Annotated in this window: 2 protein-coding genes; both read left to right on the top strand. The window is 26.6% G+C overall.

Translation table 11 applies throughout. From position 1 onward, the window contains the following. Positions 1-30: 30 nt before the first annotated feature. Positions 31-162 (top strand): hypothetical protein, encoded by a 132-nt coding sequence (locus tag NK213_RS20580; RefSeq protein ID WP_256478856.1) that lies wholly within the window; start codon positions 31-33, stop codon positions 160-162. A gap of 30 nt (positions 163-192) precedes the next feature. After that, positions 193-345, top strand: a complete 153-nt coding sequence (locus NK213_RS20225) for a hypothetical protein (protein ID WP_253352701.1) — start codon at positions 193-195, stop codon at positions 343-345. Positions 346-921 lie beyond the last annotated feature (576 nt).

The following is a 921-nucleotide window of genomic DNA, read 5'->3' as shown; positions in this document are numbered from 1 at the left end:
ACGGAATATTAGAGGAAGGACTGAATTAATATGAGAAATAAAGATATGGAAGAATTAAAGAATATAGCAGAGGGTTTAGTCACAGCTTTGGAAGATCATGACGAAGAAGGAGTAAGAAATCTAATGGAATCTTTACTGGAAAAATGGGAAGAAGTGGAATAAAAAAGCCCATCTTTATAGAGGGCTAAAAGGATGGAACTTTTGGTATATATTACATTGGTCAAGTTTATTAAATTTACAATGGTTGTTGTTACAATGATAGAGTATTTTCTTTTGATTTTTAGTAGGGAATCCATGAGAAGAAATGCCGAAAATTTTAACGGTAATTTCCTGAATATTCTGTGATATGTCACAGAATCCTTTAAAATACTTAAAGTAAAAATTCACACTACACACCACCTTAAATAGGGAAGTTTAATAATCTAGTAAAAAGAATAAAAGTGTTGTTCTTGAATTATAGCAGATATCAACAATAATCATAGTAATGTTCTATCATACAATAAACACATTTTTTCTTGTAATGAGGGTGTAGCTTAGTGATTTCAGTAATAGAATTAGAATTAAAGACATTTTGAAAATCAATATTAAATATCTGACAATTTTTGTTAATGTTGGAAAATTCATGACAAACGCCTGACTTAACATCTAAGATAAATTTTTTATCTAAATAATTAAACATAAGACAACCACCTTTCAAAGAAAAATATTAATCCAATTGTAACATAATTTAATAAAAAATAAAAGAACCTCGAAAAGAGGTTCGAGAGATTATTGTATTTGTGATAAGTACTTGTATCATAAAAAAAGAAAAAAGTAAATAAAAAAACTCCTTATTATAAATAAGGAGCGAAGAATAAATTATTTATGAAATCTCAATGTTAATTATAAACAAAAATAAAAAATAAGTCAAGAGAGTGTGAT

Origin of the sequence: Sebaldella sp. S0638 (assembly GCF_024158605.1) — a bacterium.
Taxonomy (GTDB): Bacteria; Fusobacteriota; Fusobacteriia; order Fusobacteriales; family Leptotrichiaceae; genus Sebaldella.
Note: the sequence above shows the minus strand (reverse complement) of the source record. Positions and strands in the feature narration are given on the sequence as shown.